A 16,757-nucleotide genomic window follows, 5' to 3' on the forward strand; every position below is an offset into this window, starting at 1 on the left:
GCAGGATGTCGCCCGTGACCAACGACGCGCCCCGCCGACGCGCCCGCCGGGCCCGCTCCGACGGGCCGGTGACCCTCGACGACGTCGCCCGCGAGGCGGGGGTGTCGCTGGCGACGGCCTCGCGGGTGCTCAACGGCAGCTCGCGGGTCGTGGGCGAGGCGCTGCGCGAGCGCGTGCACGCCGCGGCGGCGCAGCTGGACTACAGCGCCAACGCCCAGGCGCAGGCCATGGCCCGCGGCCGGTCCGGCGTGGTCGGGCTCGTCGTCCACGACATCGCCGACCCGTACTTCTCCTCCCTCGCCGCGGGGGTGATGACCCGGGCCGAGGCCGCGGACGTCGTCGTCACCCTCGCCGTCACCGGAGGGGACCCCGCGCGCGAGGTCCAGCAGGTCGCGGCGCTGCGGCGGCAGCGGGCGCGCGCGGTCCTGCTGGCCGGTTCCCGCTGGGCGGACCCGGCGGCCACGCAGCTCCTGCGCACCGAGCTGGACGCCTTCCGCGCCGGCGGGGGCCTGGTCGCGGCGGCCACCCAGGACGTCCTGGGCGTCGACACCGTCCTCGTCGACAACCGCGACGGCGCGCGGCGGCTGGCCGAGGCGACCGTCGGGATCGGCTACCGGGAGTTCGTGCTCCTGACCGGTCCCGAGGACCTCGTCACGGCCCGCGAGCGCACGGCGGGGTTCCTCGCCGGGCTGGCCGCGCACGGGATCGAGCCCCTGGCCCGCCTCGGCGGCCCGTTCACCCGCGACGGGGCCCACGAGAGCGCGACGCGGTTCCTGGCCCGCGGCCCGCTGCCGCGGGTGGGGGGCCGGCTCCCGCTGCTGGTGGCGGCCAACGACGTGATGGCCGTGGGAGTCGTGGCCGCCGCCCGCGACGCGGGGCTCGACGTCCCGGGCGACCTGGCCGTGTGCGGGTTCGACGACATCCCCACCCTGCGCGACGTCGCGCCCGCCCTCACGACGGTGCGCCTGCCGCTGCAGGGCATCGGGGCGGCCCTGTTCGACCTCGTCGACTCCGCCGCGGACGGCGCGCCGCGGCGCGAGCACGTGGCGGGCGAGGTGCTGCTGCGGGCGAGCACCCCGCCGCAGTCCTGACCCGCTCGCGCGGGCGGTCCGGGGGCGGGGCGGTCAGCTCAGCCGGCTGAGGGGCGGACCGGACAGCGGGCGCCAGTCCGGCTGCCCCCCGCCCAGGACCATGAGGGCCGCGGCGAAGGCCACGAGCAGCAGCAGGCCGATGACGACCCCCGTCTCGCGGTCCCCGCGCAGGGTGCTGCGGACGGTGGTGCGGGTCCCGCGCTGCAGCGACCGGCCCCCGGGGCCGTGCCAGGCGACGAGGGTCCCCGCGAGCCCGCCGAGGGCGAGCGTCCACGGGCTCTCGTAGCCGAGGGAGGCGCTGCGCCCGAACGTGCCCGTGATGAAGACGACGCTGATCCCGACCAGCAGCGGGATGATCGCCGAGACCGCCGTGGCGACCGCGGCGCGCACCGCGTGCCACGGGGTGGCCGCCCCCACGGCGAGGACGTCGGTCGAGCGGGGGCCGGCCTCCCAGCGGCGGCGGAACAACCCGGCCGCGGCGCGGTCGACGGTGCGGGCGAGGGTGCCGCCGGCGAGGGCGAGGAGGAGACCGGTGGTGGGGGCGACGGCGTAGACCCCCACCAGCGCGAGGAGGGCGGCGAGGATCGTCCAGGACCGCTGGGGACGCGCGGGCAGGCCGTCGCTCCCCGTCGCCGGGGACCGCCCGGCGGGGTGGGAGCCGGGGTGCGGGGCCGGGGGCTGGGCGGGGTGCGCCGGGCCGGGGCCGGGGACGTTCGGGATCCAGCCCGGGGGCGCCTGCTGGGCCGGGGGCCGCGCGGGCTGGGGCGCGGCCGGCGGCCAGGCGGCGGGCGCGGTGGGCGGTGCGGCCGGCTGGGCGGGCAGGACGGTCGTCGACTCCGCCGGCGCCTCGGGCCGCGGGCCGCGGGCCTCGACGCGGGGCAGCTGGGCGGTCTCGTCGGCGATGAGGGACTCGAACCGCGACCGGGGCCCGGCCGGCGGGGCGGGGTGCGGGCCGGGGTGCGAGCCGGGCGGCGGGCTGGGCACGGCGGTCGTGCGGTCGGTGGGGCCGGCGTGGACCTGCGGCCCGGTGGTGGCGCCGTCGAGGGCCCGCAGCAGCGCGTCCGGGTGCGGGCGGTGCGCGGGGTTGACGGCGAGCGCCGCGAGGATCGGCCCGCGCAGGTCGGCGGGGACGGCGGAGACGTCGACGTCGGCGCGGCGGACGCGGTCGAGGACGACCTCCATGGGGCCGGACCCGTAGGGCGGGCGGCCGCTGGCGGCGTAGGCGACCGTCGCGGCCCAGCCCCACCAGTCGGTGGCCGGGGAGACGAGCCCGCCGGCGACGACCTCGGGCGAGAGGTAGCCGGGGGTGCCCATGACCAGGCCGGTGGAGGTGAGGCGGACGTCGTCGGCGACGTGGGCGATGCCGAAGTCGATGACCACGGGCAGGCCGTCGAGGAGGAGGACGTTGCTGGGCTTGAGGTCGCGGTGCACGACGCCGGCGGCGTGGATGGCGTGCAGGGCCTCGGCCAGCCCGTGGCCGAGGTCGCGCAGCGTGCTGCCGCGCAGCGGGCCGCGGGTCTGGACGACGTGCTCCAGGGAGGGGCCGGGGACGTAGCGGGTGACCAGGTGCGGCCACGGCCCGTCCACGTCGGCGGCGAGCACCTCCGCCACGCGCGGGGAGCGGACGCGCTCGAGGGTCGCGACCTCGCGGGCCAGGCGCTGGCGGGCCTGCGGGTCGGCGGCGATGTGCGGCTTGAGCACCTTGAGCGCGACGGCGCGGTGGTCGTCGTCGAGGCCGAGGTAGACGATGCCCATGCCGCCCTGGCCGACCTCGCGGTCGAGGCGGTAGGGGCCGAGGCGGTCCCCGGGCGAGGGCGCGTAGGCGGGCGGGCGCCACGTCACCTGCGGCGTGGGCTGCTCCTGCTCCCCCGTCCCGGTCCGCACGGCGCGGGTGCGCTCGTCGCCGGTGGACTGCGGGTAGGGGGTGACCACGGCCCCACGGTACGGCAGGGACGGGCCGTGACCAGGGCGCGCACGGGTCCTCCACACAGTGGCCACCGGGGGACGACGGGGTGGCCCGGGTGGCCCGGGACGGGCCGGCCCCAACCCCGCGACGGCCCCGCGACGATCACGGCGGGTGGTCCGCGGCGGTGCCCGGTAGGGTCGCCCGCGAAGCTACCCCCTAGGAGGATCCCCCCATGGCCGGCGACTACGACCTGGTGGTGGTGGCCAACCGGCTCCCCGTCGACCGCGTGGAAGAACCCGACGGGTCGACGTCGTGGCGCCGCAGCCCGGGCGGGCTGGTCACCGCCCTGGAACCCGTGATGCAGCGCGAGGACGGGGCCTGGGTGGGGTGGGCGGGCACGCCCGGCGACCCCCCGGAGCCCTTCGACGCCGAGGGCGTGCGGTGCGTGCCGGTCGGCCTGTCGGAGCAGGAGGTGGAGGACTACTACGAGGGGTTCTCCAACGGCACGCTGTGGCCGCTCTACCACGACGTCATCGTCGCCCCCGGCTACCACCGCAGCTGGTGGGAGGCCTACGTCCGGGTCAACGAGCGGTTCGCCGAGGCCGCGGCGGAGCAGGCGACCGAGGGCGCGACGGTCTGGGTGCAGGACTACCAGCTGCAGCTGGTCCCGCGGATGCTGCGCCGGCGCCGCCCGGACCTCTCGATCGGCTTCTTCAACCACATCCCGTTCCCGCCGTTCGAGATCTTCGCCCAGCTGCCGTGGCGCAAGGCCGTCATCGACGGGCTGCTGGGGGCGGACCTCATCGGCTTCCAGCGGGCCGCGGACGCCAACAACTTCACCCGCGCCTGCCGCCGCGCCTCGAACCTGCCCGCGCGCTCGGGCCGCATCCGGCTGGACGCCGAGGGCGGGCGGGAGGTCCGGGCGGCGTCGTTCCCCATCTCCATCGACTTCGCCGCCCTGGACGAGCTCGCCGAGCGCGAGGACGTGAAGGCGCGGGCGGCGGAGATCCGCCGCGACCTGGGCAACCCCGAGCACGTCCTGCTGGGGGTGGACCGCCTCGACTACACCAAGGGGATCCTGCACCGGCTGAAGGCCTTCGAGGAGCTGCTGGACGACGGGGGCGTGAAGGTCGAGGAGGCCTCGCTGATCCAGGTCGCCACCCCCAGCCGGGAACGGGTCGAGCAGTACGTCCAGCTCCGCCAGGACGTCGAGGTCACCGTCGGGCGCATCAACGGCACCCACGGCACCATCAAGAACACCGCCGTCCACTACCTGCACCACTCCTACGGGCGCGAGGAGATGGCGGCGCTGTTCCTGGCCGCGGACGTCATGCTCGTGACGGCGCTGCGCGACGGCATGAACCTCGTCGCCAAGGAGTACGTCGCCTCCCGCCACGACGAGCGCGGGGTGCTGGTGCTCAGCGAGTTCACCGGCGCCGCGGACGAGCTCGGCCAGGCGCTCATGATCAACCCGCACGACATCGACGGCCTCAAGGACGCGATCCTGCGCGCGCTGCGGATGTCCCCGCGCGAGGCCGGGCGGCGGATGCGCTCGCTGCGGCGGCGCGTGGGCGACCACGACGTGCAGCGGTGGGCGGCCTCGTTCCTGCAGGCGCTGGCCGACCACCACACCACCGAGGCCGCCGTCTCGGTGGCCGCGGCGGCGGAGCGGGGCTCGTCGTGAGCCTCGACGCCGGCGTGGCGGCGGCGCTGCGGGGGTTCGCGGCCCGCGGGCGGGTGCTGGTCGCCCTCGACTTCGACGGGGTGCTGTCCCCCCTGGTCGACGAGCCGTCGGCGGCCCGGCCGCTGCCGGAGGCGGTGGCGGCCCTGGAGCGCCTCGTCGCCACGACCGACGTGGCCCTCGTCTCCGGGCGCGACCTGGACGACCTGCGGGCGTGCGCGGCCCCGCCGGCGGGCGTCGTGCTGGTCGGCGGGCACGGGACGCAGAGCTCCCTGGAGGGCGCCGCGGGCGGGCAGACGCTCAGCGCGGCGGAGGCGGCGCTGCTGGAGCGCCTGGGCGCCGCCCTGGACGGCATCGCCGCGGGCCGCGCGGGGGTCCACGTGGAGCGCAAGCCCATGTCGGCGGTCCTGCACACCCGGCGGGCCTCGCGCCCGGACGCCGAGGCGGCGACGGCGCAGGCGCTGGCCGGGCCGGCGACGTGGGAGGGCGTGCACCCGCTGCGCGGCAAGGAGGTCGTCGAGCTCGGCGTGGTGCAGCTGGGCAAGGGGGCGGGGCTGCTGCGGCTGCGCGAGCGGCTGTCCGCGCAGGGTCCCCCCGTGGCGGCGGTCCTCTTCGCCGGCGACGACGTGACCGACGAGAACGCCTTCGCCGCGCTCTCCCCCGCCGACGGCGACGTCACCGTGAAGGTCGGGGAGGGCCCGACCGCGGCGTCGCTGCGGGTGGGCTCCCCCGTCGAGGTGGCGCAGCTGCTGCACGCGCTGGCCGACCTGCGCGGCTGAGGCGCCGCGGTCCTCAGCGGACGGTCGTCGCCGCGCGCTCGCGCTGGCGCCGCACGTAGGCCCGCGCCCACGGGTCGGCGAAGCGGGCCAGCACCGGCCCGAGGACGGCCATCGCCAGGACGTACGCGGCGGCGAGGGCGGCGAGCTGGGGGTCCACCCCGGCGGCGGTGGCGAGCCCGGCGATGACGATGGAGAACTCCCCGCGCGGGATGAGCGCGGCCCCGGCGCGGATGCGGCCCGGGACGGCGATGCCGGCGCGCTTCGCCGCGACCCACCCGGTGACGAGCTTGGTCAGGACGCCGACGACGACGAGCCCGAGGGCCGGCAGCAGGACCGGGGGCAGGCTGCTGGGGTCGGTGGAGAGGCCGAAGGAGACGAAGAACACGGCGGCGAAGAGGTCGCGCAGCGGTTCGAGCCGGTGGTGGGTCTCCTCCTCCAGGTCGTTGGAGAGGCTGATGCCGAGGAGGAAGGCGCCGACCGCGGCGGAGACGTGCAGCTGCTCGGCGACGCCGGCGACCAGCAGCGCGAGGCCGAGGACGCGCAGCAGGGTCACCTCCCCGGAGCCCCCGGAGACGAACTTCGAGATGACCGACCCCCAGCGCAGCGCCACCACGAGGGCGACGGCGAGGCAGGCGAGGGCGATGAGGACCGAGCCGGTCGCCTCCCACACCCCGGAGGCGGCGAGGACGGCGGTGAGGATCGGCAGGTAGACGGCCATCCCGAGGTCCTCCAGGACCAGGATGCCGAGGATGGAGGGGGTCTCCCGGTTGCCGAGGCGGCCGAGGTCGGCGAGGACCTTGGCGACGATGCCGGAGGAGCTGACGGCGGTGATGCCGAACATGGCCAGCGCCCCGACGGGGCCGAAGCCCAGCAGCAGCCCGAACGCCGCGCCGGGCAGCCCGTTGAGGAGGAGGTCCAGGACGCCGACGGGGGCCTGCCGGCGCAGGTTGCCCAGCAGGTCACCGGCGGAGTACTCCAGCCCCAGCAGCAGCAGGAGCATGACGACGCCGATCTGCGACGCCGCTTCGAGGAAGGCGTCGGGGGCGTTCAGCGGGACGACGCCGCCGGCCCCGAAGGCGAGGCCGGCGAGCAGGTAGAGCGGGACCGGGGAGATCCCCAGCCGTCCGGCGAGGCGACCGACGAGACCGAGCCCGAAGATGACCGCGCCGAGCTCGATGAGCAGAGCAGCGGTGTGCACCTGTCGAGTTCCGTCCTCTCAGTCCGTGGGGCGACCGCGCCGGTCAGCCGTGCTGCAGCAGCTCGGCGGTGGCGCGCACGCCCTCCTGCGTCCCCACGACCACGATCTTGTCACCGGAGCGGAAGGCCTGGGACGGCGCGGGCGAGGGGGTCACCTCCCCGTTGCGCACGAGGGCGACGACGGAGGCGCCGGTGCGGCTGCGGATGGCCGCGTCGGCGAGGGTCTTCCCGACGTAGGGCGAGCCGGCCTCGAGGTAGATGCCCTCGGTGGCCAGGCCCTCGATCTGCTCGCGCAGCCGGGCGAGGCGCTCGATGACCCGCGGCTGGCCCAGCAGCTCGGCCAGGACCTCGGCCTCGTCGCCGTCGAGGTCCACGACGGCGTGGCACGCGTCGGGGTCGTCCTGGGAGTAGACGAGCAGCTCGCGCTCACCGCCGCGCGTGGAGATCACGCCGATGCGGCGACCGCGCGCGGTGGTGAAGTCGTGCCGCAGGCCGACGCCCGGCAGCTTGGTCTCTTCCAGGTCCACGGTCCCAGTGTCCTCCACGAGTGCGGGAGCCGACGACCAGGGCGCCGGCTGTCCCCCGGACGCCACGTCGTCGCGACGTCCCGAGGGGTTCAACGCGCAGTGACGTCGAGAACATCCCGCGCGCGGCCCTTGCCCCCGCTCCGTTCGTCGTGCATGATCCGAGCACCGCAGCGTCGCGACCGTCCCACCAGGGCCCGGCAGCGACGCCGAGGACAACTGAAGACCCCATTCCACAACGGATCGTCCGGCACGTACCTGCCGGTGGAAGGACACACGACGATGGCTACGGTCACGTTCGACAAGGCCACGCGCATCTACCCCGGCGGCGACAAGCCCGCGGTGGACGCCCTCGACCTGCACGTGGAGGACGGCGAGTTCCTCGTCCTCGTCGGCCCCTCGGGCTGCGGCAAGTCCACCTCGCTGCGCATGCTCGCCGGTCTGGAGGACGTCAACGGCGGACGCATCCTCATCGGCGACCGCGACGTCACCACCGTCCCGCCCAAGGACCGCGACATCGCGATGGTGTTCCAGAACTACGCGCTCTACCCGCACATGACGGTCGCCGACAACATGGGCTTCGCCCTGAAGATCGCCGGCACCCCCAAGGACGAGATCAAGCGCCGCGTGCAGGAAGCCGCGAAGATCCTCGACCTCGAGCAGTACCTCACCCGCAAGCCCAAGGCCCTCTCCGGCGGTCAGCGCCAGCGCGTGGCCATGGGCCGCGCCATCGTCCGCCAGCCGCAGGTCTTCCTCATGGACGAGCCGCTGTCCAACCTCGACGCCAAGCTGCGCGTGCAGACCCGCACCCAGATCGCCTCCCTGCAGCGCCGCCTGGCCGTCACCACCGTCTACGTCACCCACGACCAGGTCGAGGCCATGACGATGGGCGACCGCGTCGCGGTGCTCAAGGACGGTCTGCTGCAGCAGGTCGACACCCCCCGCCGCATGTACGACCACCCCAACAACGTCTTCGTCGCCGGCTTCATCGGCTCCCCGGCCATGAACCTGCTGACCCTCGACGTCACCGACGGCGGCGTGCGCTTCGGCGACACCGTGCACCCGGTGGAGCGCCACCTGCTCACCGGCGCGGGCAGCAAGATGACCCTGGGCGTGCGCCCGGAGGACCTGGAGCTGTCCACCTCCGGTCTGCCCGTGCAGGTCGAGGTCGTCGAGGAGCTCGGCGCCGACGCCTACATCTACGGCTCCCTCGCCCAGCCCGGCAGCGAGTCCCACCAGGTCATCGCCCGCGTCGACGGCCGCCGTCCCCCGGAGAAGGGCTCGACGGTCCACTTCACCCCGAAGCAGGGTCACGTGCACCTGTTCGACCACACCTCGGGCCAGCGGATCGAGAACTGACGTCCTGATCGACGGCGGGGGCCGTCACTCCCGAGCGGAGTGGCGGCCCCTCGTCACGTCCGGGGGTGCTGACGCCCCGGACCGGTCCCGGTGTTGAGAGGATGGGGTTCGTGAGCACCTCGACGGCGGCGTCCCTGCAGATCACGGCGGCCCGGCCGTACCCCGAGCTCCTGGACCTCCCGTGGGAGGTCCCGCTCGAGGAGTGGCCCGAGGAGCACCTCGCGGCGCTGCCCCGCGGCATCTCCCGGCACATCGTCCGCTTCGTCAAGGTGGGCGGCCGGGTCATCGCGGTGAAGGAGACCAACGCGGAGATCGCCCACCGCGAGTACCGGATGCTGCGCATGCTGAACCGCCTCGACGTGCCCTCCGTGGCGCCGGTGGCCGTCATCACCGGCCGGGTGGACCGCCACGGGGAACCGCTGAACTCGGTGCTCGTCACCCGCCACCTGCAGTACTCCCTGCCCTACCGGGCCCTCTACAGCCAGACGCTGCGCCCCGACACCGCCAAGCGGGCCGTCGACGCGCTCGCGGTGCTGCTGGTGAAGCTGCACCTGACGGGCTTCTACTGGGGCGACGTGTCGCTGTCGAACACCCTCTTCCGCCGCGACGCCGGGGCCTTCGCGGCGTACCTGGTGGACGCCGAGACCGGGGAGCTCTACGACGAGCTGTCCCCCGGCCAGCGCAACTACGACCTGGACCTGGCCCGCACCAACATCGCCGGCGAGCTCATGGACGTCGTCGCCTCGGAGGCGCTGGACGCCGACCTCGACGAGGTCATCGCCATCGCCGACCGCATCGTCTCCCGCTACCGCGCGCTGTGGTCGGAGCTGACGGAGGCGGAGTCGTTCGAGCGCGGTGACCGCTGGCGCGTGGAGGCCCGCATCCGCCGCCTCAACGACCTCGGGTTCGACGTCGGCGAGCTGGCCATCACGACCGACATCGACGGGACCTCGGTGCGCATCGAGCCGAAGGTCGTCGACGCGGGGCACCACTCCCGGCGGTTGCTGCGGCTGACCGGTCTGGACGCGGAGGAGAACCAGGCGCGGCGCCTGCTCAACGACCTGGACTCCTACACCGCGGCCACCGACCGCCAGGGCGAGGACGAGGAGATCGTCGCCCACGACTGGATGGCCGACGTCTTCGAACCGGTGCAGCGGGCCGTCCCCCGCGAGATGCGGGGCAAGCTGGAGGCTGCTGAACTGTTCCACGAGGTCCTGGAGCACCGCTGGTACCTCTCCGAGCGGGCCGGCCGCGACGTCGGCCTGGAGGAGGCGGTGAACTCCTACGTGGTGGGCGTCCTGCCCGCCAAGCCCGACGAACGGGCCGTGCTCGGGGTGGACACCGAGGCCATCCGGGTCATCGCCGACGACTGAACGTCCCTGGAGGACACCCTTGCCCGCTCCTGCGAAACCCCGCGTCGCCCTGACCGGTGCGGCCGGCCGCCTCGGCCGCGTCGTGCTCCGCGACCTGCTCGACCACGGGTACTCCGTGCTGGCCCTGGACAAGGTCCGGCCGGCGACCCTGCTCCCCGGTGACGACGGGCAGTTCGTGCCGATCGACCTCGCCGACCACGGCCAGGTCGTGGAGGCCCTGACCGGGGCCATCGAGGAGCGCCCCGGTCCCTTCGTCGGCGTCGTCCACCTGGGCGCGATCCCGGCCCCCGGGCTGGCGCCCAACGCGGTGACGTTCCGGAACAACTCGGCCGCGACCTGGAACGTCTTCGACGCCGCCCGGGCCGCGGGGATCCGCAACGTGGTCTGGGCCTCCAGCGAGACGGTGCTGGGCCTGCCCTTCGAGGCCGCTCCCCCGCCCTACGCGCCGCTGGACGAGGAGTACCGGGTCCGTCCGGAGTCGACGTACTCGCTGGTGAAGGCCCTCGAGGAGGAGATGGCGCACCACTTCTGCCGGTGGAACCCCGAGCTGACGATGACGGGCCTGCGCTTCTCCAACGTCATGCACGTCGAGGACTACGCCCAGTTCCCCTCCTTCGACGCCGACCCGACGCTGCGCAAGTGGAACCTGTGGGGCTACATCGACGCCCGGGACGGCGCGCAGGCGGTGCGGTTGTCCCTGCAGCGGCGGGAGCCGGGGGTGGAGGTGTGCATCGTGGCGAACGCCGACACGGTGATGTCGCGCTCCTCGGCGGAGCTGATGGCCGAGGTGTACCCCGGGGTCGAGGTGCGCCGGGAGCTCGGTGAGCACGAGACCCTGCTGTCGATCGACAAGGCTCGCCGGCTGCTCGGCTTCGAACCCGAGCACTCCTGGCGCGACCACGTCTGACCCTCCCCGCCCGCCGGGTCGGACCCCCGGGTCAGACCTGGCGGGCCAGGGCGGTCGCGGCGAACTTCGCGTCCGGGTCGAGGACGTCGAGCATCTTCGTCATCGTCGCGTCGAGGTCGGCGAGGTCCTCGGGGGCGAGGGGGTCGAAGACGAGCTGCCGGACGCGTTCGACGTGGCCGGGGGCGGAGGCGACGACCTTCTCGTAGCCGCTGTCGGTGAGCACGGCCACCTGACCGCGGCCGTCGGAGGCGCTCCGCTCGCGCCGGACCCAGCCGTCGCGCTCCAGCCGGCTCACGACGTGGGAGATCCGCGAGGGGCTGGCGTTGGAGCGGGCGCCGAGCTCGCTCATCCGCAGGCTGCGCGAGGGTTCCTCCGACAGCATCGCCAGGGTGAGGTAGGCGGTCTTGGTGAGGTCGGCGTCGCGCTGGAGCTGGGCGTCGAGCGCAGCGGGGAGGAGTTCCATGAGCGCGCTCAGCCGCAGCCACACCCGGCGTTCGTCGGCGGACAGCCAGCGGGGGCTCTGATCGTTCATCCCGCCATGGTAGCAGATAGTTGCAGATTAAAATAGTCTGCGTCCGCGGGACGGCCCGGCCCAGCCCGGCCGGACCCTCCCGCGGGCCCCCCGCTCAGCGGTGGCGGGCGACCTCGTACAGCGCGATGCCCGCGGCGACACCCGCGTTCAGCGACTCGAAGGCACCGGCCATCGGGATGCTGACGACCTGGTCGCACTTCTCCCGCACCAGCCGCGACAGCCCCGCGCCCTCGGCCCCGACGACGAGGACGAGCGGACCGTCGGCGAGCTTGAGCTGCGGGAGCAGGACGTCGCCCTCCGCGTCGAGACCCACGACGAACAACCCGGCCTTCTGGTACTCCTCGATGGCGCGGACGAGGTTCGTCGCGCGCGCCACCGGGGTGCGGGCCGCCGCCCCGGCCGACGTCTTCCACGCCGAGGCGGTCATGCCGGCCGCGCGACGCTCGGGGACGACGACGCCGTGCCCGCCGAACGCGGCGACCGAGCGGACGACCGCCCCGAGGTTGCGCGGGTCGGTCACCCCGTCGAGGGCGACGACCAGCGCCGGGCGACCGGAGTCCGCGGCGCGGTCCAGCAGGTCCATCGGGTGGGCGTAGTCGTAGGGCGGGACGGTGGCCGCGACGCCCTGGTGGACGGCGTTCTCGGTGTGGCGGTCGAGGTCCTGGCGGGAGGCCTCCAGCAGCGGGATGCCCTTGTCGCCCGCCGCGGCGAGGATCTCCTTGACCCGCTCGTCCGTCTCGATGCGCGAGGCGACGTAGATGCCGGTGATCGGCAGTTCCGCGCGCAGCGCCTCGACGATGGAGTTCCGGCCCGCGATCCACTCGGTCTCACCGGCCGGCTTGCGCCGCGCCGGCGGACGACCGCCGGGGCGGCCGTTCGTCGTGGCCGCCTTGTGCGCGGCCTTGGCCGCCGCCTTCGCCGCCGGGTGGTACGGGCGCTCGCTCGCCTTCGGCGTCGGGCCCCGCCCCTCCAGGCTGCGGCGGTTCTTGCCGCCGGAACCGACGGTCGGACCCTTCTTGCCCTTGCTGACAGCGCCGCGACGCTGGGAGTTCCCTGCCACTACTGCTCACCCTCCAGAGCCCACCGTGCCCCGGTGGGGGTGTCCTCGATCACGATGCCCGCGCTCTTCAGGGAGTCGCGCACCGCGTCGGCGGTGGCGAAGTCCTTCGTGGCGCGAGCGGTTGCCCGGTCCTCCAGCCGAGCACGCACCAGCACGTCCAGTGCGGTGCGCGCGGCGTCGGAACCGGTGGTCTGCGACGCCCAGGGTTCGGCGAACGGGTCCAGCCCCAGCACGTCGAGGCCGGCGCGCAGCTGCCCGGCGGCCGTGCGCAGCGCCGCCTCGTCGCCGGCGGCGAGGGCGGAGTTCCCGGCGCGGGCGGTCTCGTGCAGGACCGCGAGCGCCGTGGGGGTCGCCAGGTCGTCGTCCATCGCGGCGGCGAACGCCGCGGGGACCTCCCCCGCCGCGAGCCCGCCGAGGCGCTCGGCGGCCCGGCGCAGGAGACCCTCCAGCCGCGAGTAGGCGGCCTCGGCCTCCACCAGGGAGTTCTCGGAGTGCTCCAGGTGCGTGCGGTAGTGCCCGGAGACGAGGTAGTAGCGCAGCACGACCGCGCGGTGGGTCTCCAGCAGGTGCGGGACGCCGAGGACGTTGCCGAGGGACTTGCTCATCTTCTCGCCCGACATGGTGACGAAGTGGTTGTGCAGCCAGAAGTTCGCGAAGCCGTCGCCCGCGGCGCGCGACTGGGCCTGCTCGTTCTCGTGGTGGGGGAAGCGCAGGTCCAGGCCGCCGCCGTGGACGTCGAAGCGCGGGCCGAGGTAGCGACCGGCCATCGCCGAGCACTCCAGGTGCCAGCCGGGCCGGCCGCGGCCCCACGGGGTCGCCCAGGACGCCGTCGCCGGCTCCCCGGGCTTGGCGCCCTTCCAGAGGGCGAAGTCGCGGGGGTCGCGCTTGCCGCGGGGGTCGGCGTCGGCGGCCGGCTCCATGTCGTCGAGGCGCTGGTGGGTCAGCTCCCCGTAGGCCGGCCAGGACCGGACGTCGAAGTAGACGTCGCCGGAGCCGTCGGCGGCCGCGTAGGCGTGCCCGCGCTCGACCAGCCGCTGGATCAGCTCGACCATCTCGGGGACGTGGCCGGTGGCGCGCGGCTCGACGGTGGGGGGCAGGACGCCGAGGGCGGCGTAGGCGGCGGAGAACTCGCGCTCGAAGCGGTAGGCGTGGGCCCACCACTCCGTGCCCGCCTCGGCGGCCTTGGCGAGGATCTTGTCGTCGATGTCGGTGACGTTGCGGACCAGCGTCACCTCGTACCCGCTGCGCACCAGCCAGCGGCGCAGGACGTCGAAGACGACCTGGGCGCGGACGTGGCCGAGGTGGGGTGACCCCTGCGGCGTGGCGCCGCAGACGTAGATGCCGACCTGCCCGGGGACGAGCGGCGCGAACTCGCGCACCGCGCCGGCGGCGCTGTCGTGCAGGTGGAGGGTCACGGGCTCCAGGCTACCGGGGCGCGCCGCCTGTCCGGGGCCGTCGCTAGGGTCGTCCCCATGGCCTGGACCGTTCCCGGAGTGATCTCGCGCGCCAAGGGCGCCCCCGTCGAGACCGTCGACATCGTGGTGCCCGAGCCGATCGCGGGCGAGGTCGTCGTCGACGTCGCCGCGTGCGGGGTCTGCCACACCGACCTGCACTACCGCGAGGGCGGGATCAACGACGACTACCCCTTCCTCCTCGGCCACGAGGCCGCCGGCACCGTCGCGCAGGTCGGCGAGGGCGTCACGAACGTCGCCGTCGGCGACGCCGTCGTCCTCAACTGGCGCGCGGTGTGCGGGGAGTGCCGGGCGTGCAAGCGCGGGCGCCCGCAGTACTGCTTCGCCACCCGCAACGCGAGCCAGAAGATGACGCTGACCGACGGCACCCCGCTCTCCCCCGCCCTGGGCATCGGCGCCTTCACCCCCAAGACCCTCGTCGCCGCCGGTCAGGCCACCAGGATCGACACCTCGATCTACGACGGCTCCACCACCGGCTTCGACCCCGCCGTCGCGGGCCTGCTGGGGTGCGGGGTCATGGCCGGCATCGGGGCCGCGGTCAACACCGCCCCCGTGCAGCGCGGGGACACCGTCGCCGTCATCGGCTGCGGCGGCGTGGGGTGCGCGGCGATCGCCGGGGCCGTCCTGGCCGGGGCGCGCCGGGTCATCGCCGTCGACCTCGACGACCGGAAGCTGGCCTGGGCGCGGCAGCTCGGGGCGACCCACACCGTCAACTCGCGCGGGCTCTCCGAGGACGAGGTCGTGAAGGCCGTCCAGGACCTCACCGACTCTTTCGGCGCCGACGTCGTCATCGACGCCGTGGGCCGCCCGGAGACCTGGCGGCAGGCGTTCTACGCCCGCGACCTCGCCGGCACCGTCGTCCTCGTCGGGGTCCCCACCCCGGACATGCAGCTGCAGGTGCCGCTGCTGGACGTCTTCGGGCGCGGCGGGGCGCTGAAGTCCTCCTGGTACGGCGACTGCCTGCCCGAGCGGGACTTCCCGGCGCTGCTGGAGCTGCACGCCGACGGCCGCCTGCCCCTGGACGCGTTCGTCTCCGAGCGCATCGGCCTCGGCGACGTCGAGGAGGCCTTCGCCACCATGAAGGCCGGCGGGGTCCTGCGCAGCGTGGTGGTCCTGTGAGCGCCCGGATCGAGCACCTCGTCACGTCGGGCACGTTCAGCCTCGACGGGCAGACCTTCGACGTGGACAACAACGTGTGGATCGTCGGCGACGACCGCGAGGTCGTCGTCCTCGACGCCCCCCACGACGTGGACGTCATCGCCGCCGCGATCGGCGAGCGCACGCTGCTGGCCGTCCTGTGCACCCACGCCCACGACGACCACGTCCGGCGGGCCCCCGCCCTGGCCGGGAGGTTCAGCACCCCCGAGCGGCGGGTGCCGGTCCTGCTGCACCCCGCCGACCGCGAGGTCTGGGACCTCACCCACCCCGGGGTGGCCACCACCGACCTCTCGAACGGGGAGGTCGTGACCGTGGCCGGGACGGAGCTGCACGTCCTGCACACCCCCGGGCACACCCCGGGCGCGGTCAGCGTCTACGCGCCGGAGCTCTCGACGGTCTTCACCGGCGACACCCTCTTCGCCGGCGGGCCCGGGGCCACGGGCCGCTCGTTCTCGGACTTCGCCACGATCGTCGACTCGATCCGCGACGTCCTCTTCGAGCTGCCCGCCGACACCCGCGTCCACACCGGCCACGGCGAGGACACCACGATCGGCGACGAGTCCCCGCACCTGCAGGAGTGGATCGCCCGCGGGCACTGAGGCGCCCGGCTCAGGACGGGGCGGACCCCGGCCGGTCGTCGGCGGCCTCGGCGACGATCCGGTCGGCGAGCTCGGCGCCGTAGCGCTCGCGCACGCGCCCGCGCACCTCGGCGTCGCCCTGCGGCACCGGCTCGAGGAACACCTCGGCGACGTCGGGGAACCGCTCGCGCAGCGTGCGGCCGATGCGGACGGTGGCCCGCTCCACCTCGGCGCCGGTCAGGGTGTCGACGAGGTCCAGGCGGGCGCAGACCAGGACCTGGTCGGTGCCCAGCTGGACCGTCAGCAGGTCCACCACCGCCTCGACCTCCGGCTCGTCGCCGAGGTGGACGAGGACGGAGCTCACCAGCCGCGGATCGGCCTGGACCCCGGTGAGCAGGCGCATGTTCGTCCGTGCCAGCCGGACCGCGACGAGGGCCAGCAGCAGCGCGATGCAGAGGCTGGCGATCCCGTCGTAGACCCCCGAGCCGGTGACCTGGTGCATCGCGGTGCCCGCGCCGGCCAGCAGCAGCCCGGCCAGCGCGGCGCTGTCCTCGAACACGACCGTGGTCGCGGTGGGGTCGTCGGTGGTGCGCAGGAACTCGCGGAAGCCCTGCCGCTTCTCCCGGGCCTCCCCCCGCGTCTGCTTCAGGCCCTTCAGCAGCGAGGAGCCCTCCAGGACGAAGGCGACGGCCAGCACGACGTAGGAGACCAGCGGGCTCTCCAGGTCGTGCGACTCCGACGTCAGCGCCTCCACGCCCTCGTAGGCGGAGTACAGCGCGCCGGTGACGAAGATCGAGCCGGCGGCGACCAGGGCCCAGAAGTAGCGGGCCCGGCCGTAGCCGAGGGGGTGCTCGCGGTCGGCGGGGCGGGCGCTGGTGCGCAGGGCCGTCAGCAGGAACACCTCGTTGACGGTGTCGGCCACCGAGTGCGCGGTCTCCGCGGCCATGGCCGCGGAGCCCGTGACGACCGCCGCGACGCCCTTGGCGACGGCGATGAGGGCGTTGGCGCCGAGGGCGACCAGGACGGTGGCGGTGCTCTCGCCACCGCCGGTTCCCGGGCTCCGGTGGTTCGTCGGGGAAACGGTCGAGGACACGGCGAGACGCTAGGCCCCCGCCGGGCTCCGCGCGCGCGGAACGGCCC

The 16,757-nt window shown here is 74.8% G+C and carries 15 protein-coding genes; 8 read left to right on the forward strand and 7 right to left on the reverse strand.

Annotated elements, in window-relative coordinates:
• The first annotated feature begins 5 nt into the window (after positions 1-5).
• Positions 6-1,091: a LacI family DNA-binding transcriptional regulator gene (locus KRAD_RS06515; RefSeq protein ID WP_049821092.1), complete on the forward strand. Its 1,086-nt coding sequence runs from the start codon at positions 6-8 to the stop codon at positions 1,089-1,091.
• A 33-nt stretch (positions 1,092-1,124) separates the two neighbouring features.
• Here the strand turns inward: KRAD_RS06515 and KRAD_RS06520 are convergent, their stop codons facing one another.
• A complete protein-coding gene (locus tag KRAD_RS06520; protein WP_049821093.1) occupies positions 1,125-3,023 on the reverse strand; it encodes a serine/threonine-protein kinase in 1,899 nt (632 codons plus the stop codon).
• 206 nt (positions 3,024-3,229) lie between these two features.
• Here KRAD_RS06520 and KRAD_RS06525 point away from each other — a divergent pair, with 206 nt between their 5' ends.
• Positions 3,230-4,681 (forward strand): alpha,alpha-trehalose-phosphate synthase (UDP-forming), encoded by a 1,452-nt coding sequence (locus tag KRAD_RS06525; protein WP_012084742.1) that lies wholly within the window; start codon positions 3,230-3,232, stop codon positions 4,679-4,681.
• Positions 4,678-5,457, forward strand: a complete 780-nt coding sequence (gene otsB, locus KRAD_RS06530; protein ID WP_012084743.1) for a trehalose-phosphatase — start codon at positions 4,678-4,680, stop codon at positions 5,455-5,457. The genes KRAD_RS06525 and otsB overlap by 4 nt, the downstream gene beginning before the upstream one ends.
• Before the next feature lie 13 nt (positions 5,458-5,470).
• Here the strand turns inward: otsB and KRAD_RS06535 are convergent, their stop codons facing one another.
• A complete protein-coding gene (locus KRAD_RS06535) occupies positions 5,471-6,655 on the reverse strand; it encodes a cation:proton antiporter (RefSeq protein ID WP_012084744.1) in 1,185 nt (394 codons plus the stop codon).
• Between the two features lie 43 nt (positions 6,656-6,698).
• On the reverse strand, positions 6,699-7,181 hold the full coding sequence (locus KRAD_RS06540) for a cation:proton antiporter regulatory subunit (protein ID WP_041291941.1): 483 nt from the start codon (positions 7,179-7,181) through the stop codon (positions 6,699-6,701).
• Positions 7,182-7,460: 279 nt separating this feature from the next.
• On the opposite strand from KRAD_RS06540, the gene KRAD_RS06545 reads away from it, so the two are divergent.
• From KRAD_RS06545 to KRAD_RS06555, 3 genes are all read left to right on the forward strand, one after another.
• Positions 7,461-8,537, forward strand: coding sequence for an ABC transporter ATP-binding protein (locus tag KRAD_RS06545; RefSeq protein ID WP_012084746.1), 1,077 nt, complete (start codon positions 7,461-7,463; stop codon positions 8,535-8,537).
• Positions 8,538-8,638: 101 nt separating this feature from the next.
• Positions 8,639-9,910 (forward strand): DUF4032 domain-containing protein, encoded by a 1,272-nt coding sequence (locus KRAD_RS06550; protein WP_041291942.1) that lies wholly within the window; start codon positions 8,639-8,641, stop codon positions 9,908-9,910.
• Between the two features lie 19 nt (positions 9,911-9,929).
• The gene (locus KRAD_RS06555; RefSeq protein ID WP_012084748.1) at positions 9,930-10,817 is read left to right on the forward strand and encodes an NAD-dependent epimerase/dehydratase family protein; all 888 of its coding nucleotides are present in this window, start codon (positions 9,930-9,932) and stop codon (positions 10,815-10,817) included.
• A 31-nt stretch (positions 10,818-10,848) separates the two neighbouring features.
• On the opposite strand, the gene KRAD_RS06560 is transcribed toward KRAD_RS06555, so the two are convergent.
• The 3 genes from KRAD_RS06560 to cysS all read right to left on the reverse strand — a co-directional run bounded on the left by KRAD_RS06560 (position 10,849) and on the right by cysS (position 13,824).
• Complete coding sequence (locus tag KRAD_RS06560) at positions 10,849-11,349, reverse strand: MarR family winged helix-turn-helix transcriptional regulator (protein ID WP_012084749.1); 501 nt, start codon at positions 11,347-11,349, stop codon at positions 10,849-10,851.
• A 94-nt stretch (positions 11,350-11,443) separates the two neighbouring features.
• Entirely contained in the window at positions 11,444-12,409 is a 966-nt protein-coding gene (gene rlmB, locus KRAD_RS06565; protein WP_012084750.1) for a 23S rRNA (guanosine(2251)-2'-O)-methyltransferase RlmB, read from the reverse strand.
• Positions 12,409-13,824, reverse strand: a complete 1,416-nt coding sequence (cysS, locus tag KRAD_RS06570) for a cysteine--tRNA ligase (protein WP_012084751.1) — start codon at positions 13,822-13,824, stop codon at positions 12,409-12,411. The genes rlmB and cysS overlap by 1 nt, the downstream gene beginning before the upstream one ends.
• A 57-nt stretch (positions 13,825-13,881) precedes the next feature.
• Here cysS and KRAD_RS06575 point away from each other — a divergent pair, with 57 nt between their 5' ends.
• On the forward strand, positions 13,882-15,000 hold the full coding sequence (locus tag KRAD_RS06575) for an S-(hydroxymethyl)mycothiol dehydrogenase (protein ID WP_012084752.1): 1,119 nt from the start codon (positions 13,882-13,884) through the stop codon (positions 14,998-15,000).
• A complete protein-coding gene (locus KRAD_RS06580) occupies positions 14,997-15,638 on the forward strand; it encodes an MBL fold metallo-hydrolase (protein WP_012084753.1) in 642 nt (213 codons plus the stop codon). The genes KRAD_RS06575 and KRAD_RS06580 overlap by 4 nt, the downstream gene beginning before the upstream one ends.
• A gap of 10 nt (positions 15,639-15,648) precedes the next feature.
• Here the strand turns inward: KRAD_RS06580 and KRAD_RS06585 are convergent, their stop codons facing one another.
• On the reverse strand, positions 15,649-16,710 hold the full coding sequence (locus KRAD_RS06585) for a cation diffusion facilitator family transporter (RefSeq protein ID WP_012084754.1): 1,062 nt from the start codon (positions 16,708-16,710) through the stop codon (positions 15,649-15,651).
• Between the last annotated feature and the right edge of the window lie 47 nt (positions 16,711-16,757).

This window comes from Kineococcus radiotolerans SRS30216 = ATCC BAA-149, from assembly GCF_000017305.1.
Lineage (GTDB): Bacteria > Actinomycetota > Actinomycetes > Actinomycetales > Kineococcaceae > Kineococcus > Kineococcus radiotolerans.